Below are 3,404 nucleotides of genomic sequence, written 5' to 3'. Positions count from 1 at the left end.
GGTTCTATCGCTGCTTAGTGATCCTTCTTCCAGGCGTCGGAATTGACCCAGTAGTCGAGGTTCTTCTGCAGGCGGCCGTCGATGCTGACCTGGTTGAGGAACAGGTTCATCCAGATCAACAGGTCCGGCTCGTCATAGCGGGTGGCGAAGGCAAGCGGCTCCTTCGACAGAAGGTCCGGCATGATGGTGAAGGTGCCGGCCGGATAGGCTGTCGACTGGCCCTTGACCGCCGAGATGTCGTTGACGCCGCAATCAGCCTGGCCATTGTTGACGGCGTCGAGCAGCAGCGGACCGCCGCCCTTGTAGCTCTTGATGTCGGCATCGGGGAAAGCGGTCTTGGCTTCCTTCTCGCCGGTGGCGCCGAGCAGCACGGCGATCTTGGTGCCCTTGGCCTTGCAGTCCTCGGTGGTCTTGAACTTGCTGTCGGCCTTGGTGAAGACGGTGCTGCCCGTGTACATGTAAGGCGTGGTGAACGCGACCTTCATGCCGCGCGCCAGCGTCGGCGTCATGTCGGCGACCAGCAGGTCGGCCTTGCCCGACAGCAGTGCCGGGATCAGGCCGTCCCAGTCGAAGTCGAGGAAGGTGATCTTGACGCCCATTTCCTTGGCCATCAGTTCGGCGAGTTCAACCGAACTGCCGGTGCGCTCGCCATTGGCCCCGACCAGCGAGAAGGGGGGGCCTTGGGTCTGCACGGCGACGCGCAGTTCGCCGCGCTTGGTGATGTCGTCGAGCGTTCCGGCACTGGCCGCGGCGGTGAGCCCGGCGAGAGCAAGTCCGGCGATGAAAAGTCTGGCAATCTTCATTTCGGTATTCCTCCTTGTTTTATTGTTCCACGTTGTTTTTCACCCCGGGGGGGTGCTTTTTGAGCGGCAGCGCCGTTGCCGGCGGCAGCCACCGTTCGAAAATCCTCAGTCCCAGGCCACCGTCTCGGCAACCGTGATGCCGCGCCTGGCCAGTTCGTCGAAGAACCTGATGTCGGGCACATCCAGCAGCGGGTTGAGCAGGCCGGGTTTGGTGATCTCGCCGCGTGCCAGCATCTGCGCCACGATGCTGGCGGGATAGCCGACGCCGAGGCTCATGCCGAACAGGCCGGAAACCAGGTCGCGCTCGATGATCAGGTCCGACGTCACCGTCTTGGCGCGGCCGCCTTCAAGGCCGGAAAAGACATTGCGCATCACGCACAGGTCCTTTTCGCCGGGGCCATATTGCAATTGCGGCCCGAGCAGCCGGCCGAGGAATTCGCGCGGGCTGTTGGAGGTGCCGGGCACCTTGTCTTCGGAGAGGAAGCCGAGCTCCTTCAGCGGCGCCCAGAAGGCCGACCATCCCGGCCAGCGCAACGTGTAGCGGCCGGAGCGGCGCAGCCCCTTGGCCGCGTCCAGCATCTCGACATAGTGCAGCGCATCGCCATTGGGGAAGGCTTCCAGCCTGCCGAGGCCCGCGACCTCGATCTCATGGATGAACGGATTGTCGTGCTGCTGGCCGGCCGGCACCGCGACGCGTTTTCCGTCCTCGATCATCACGCTGTCGCGGTTCTGGCTGACCAGGACCATGTCGAAATTCCAGCTCACCTTGTAGCAAAGCGGCTTCGCCATCGCCTTCGGCTCGGGGATGCCGCCGCAATAGGAATCGATCGAAGAAATCGAAGAAAACTGCCTTGCGGCGCGCGCGTAGAGCACCAGGTCGATGCCGGGGTCGAGCCCGCATTCGGTCATGATCGGGACACCTGCCTGTTCGGCGGCCGGCGCCAGGTCGGCGATCGATTTGGCGTAATTGGTGGTGACCAGCGGCGTGCGGGTGGCGATCGCGGCCTGCACCGCGTCGCGCATCAGCGGCTGCGGCAACAGGTCGATGACGGCGTCGACATCATCGAGCACCGTGGCCAGCGCCGGGCCGATCGCGCCCTCAGGTACCACGAAGCGCACGCGGGCAAGATCGGTCAGGCCGGCAAGCCGGGCAGGGCCGTCCGCTGCGGTGTCGACGCAGACGATTTCCTCAACGCCGTCGCTGGCGACGAGGTCGGCGATTGCCGCTCGGCCTTGCAGGCCGAGGCCGCCGAGTACCGCGATCTTCATGCCGGCTCCTTGCGGTCGTCCGACCAGCAGCCTTCCGGCAGGCTGACCCATTTGTTGCAGGACGCCATGACGACGAAGGTTTCGCTGCGCACCACTTCGCCCGGCTCGCCGGCGCCGGGGATCAGCTCGCTGGTGACGCGGTAGAGGTCGGCGACGTCACCGGCCACCGTCACGTCGACGATGATGTCGAAACGCCCGGTGACCACCGAGGCCGAATTGACGAAGGGCAGTTCGGAAATGCGCTGCGCCAGCTCGCGGGCCCGGCCGCGGCCCTGGGCATTGATGCCGACAATGGCCGAGATCAGCTCGGGCCGCTCGGTCAGGTTCAAGAGCCCGACGATCTTGAGCAGGTTGCGGTCGAGCAGATTGCGCAGCCGCGTGCGCACCGTCGGCACCGAAATCGCCAATATCTCGGCGATGCGGTTGATGCCCGGCTGTGCATCCTGCGACAGCTGCTTGACCAGCCGCCGATCGGTCAGATCGAGATGTTCCCGCAAAGTCCCCGTCTTTCATAAAAGGAAAAAACTTCGGCAATTTTTTTGCTAATGTGCAAATAAGATACGTCACGAATATTTGAAAAGCAAGGCAATGATTCAGCGCTTCTGAGGATGCCGGCGCCAGTCGGCTCAGCCTTGCGGTCACTGGTCCGGCTTAGACGAGTGCTGCCGCCAGCAGCTTCGCCTGTGGCGTCAACTCATCGAAGCGGCGTGCGCAGAGGTTGAGCTGGCGCGTCGCCCAGTCGTCGGTCAGCCGCAGGCTGCGCAGCGAGCGTGCCGAGCGGCGCGCCGCACTTTCCGGCACGATGGCGATGCCCGCACCTTGCGCGACCAGCCGGCAGACATTGTCGAGGCCAGGCACGCGGATGCGAACATGCAGATGGCCGCCAAGGCGGGCGGCCTGGCGGGTGATGTGCTCCTGCAGCGCGTGGCCGGTGCTCAGGCCAACGAAGGATTCGCCGAGAATTTCGCTGAGGCTGATGGTGCGCAGGCCGGCGAAGCGGGGCCAGTTCCGCGCGGCGATCACCACCAGCCGGTCGATGAAGAACGGTTTCTGCTCGAGATGCGACAGGCCGGCCCAGGTCGCGGCGATGCCGAGATCGGCCGCACCGCTGGCCACGGCTTGAGCGATCTCATGGCTGGGGCGCTCGTCGAGATCGATGTCGATCCGGGGGTGGGCGACCAAGAAGGCTGGCAGGATGTCGCGCAACAGCTCGCTGGTGGCGGCGGTGTTGGCCAGCAGCCGCACGCGGGCGCGTAGGCCATCGGCATAGGCGGCGAGGTCGCCGGCCATCGCCTCGATCTGGTTCTGCACGGCGCGCGCATGATGCAGCAG

Annotated in this window: 4 protein-coding genes; all 4 read right to left on the bottom strand. The window is 65.0% G+C overall.

Annotated features, from left to right (window positions below):
- Nucleotides 1-14: 14 nt before the first annotated feature.
- Nucleotides 15-803, bottom strand: a complete 789-nt coding sequence (locus EN935_RS27440; protein WP_109660400.1) for an ABC transporter substrate-binding protein — start codon at nucleotides 801-803, stop codon at nucleotides 15-17.
- A 105-nt stretch (nucleotides 804-908) separates the two neighbouring features.
- A complete protein-coding gene (locus tag EN935_RS27435) occupies nucleotides 909-2,072 on the bottom strand; it encodes a saccharopine dehydrogenase family protein (RefSeq protein ID WP_126069903.1) in 1,164 nt (387 codons plus the stop codon).
- Nucleotides 2,069-2,569, bottom strand: a complete 501-nt coding sequence (locus EN935_RS27430; RefSeq protein ID WP_027035297.1) for an Lrp/AsnC family transcriptional regulator — start codon at nucleotides 2,567-2,569, stop codon at nucleotides 2,069-2,071. Before EN935_RS27430 ends, EN935_RS27435 begins: the two co-directional genes overlap by 4 nt.
- Before the next feature lie 154 nt (nucleotides 2,570-2,723).
- A partial coding sequence (locus tag EN935_RS27425; protein ID WP_127373814.1) for a LysR substrate-binding domain-containing protein occupies nucleotides 2,724-3,404 on the bottom strand: 681 nt, incomplete at its 5' end.

The organism is Mesorhizobium sp. M7D.F.Ca.US.004.03.1.1, assembly GCF_003998635.1.
Taxonomy (GTDB): domain Bacteria; phylum Pseudomonadota; class Alphaproteobacteria; order Rhizobiales; family Rhizobiaceae; genus Mesorhizobium; species Mesorhizobium loti.
Note: the sequence above shows the minus strand (reverse complement) of the source record. Positions and strands in the feature narration are given on the sequence as shown.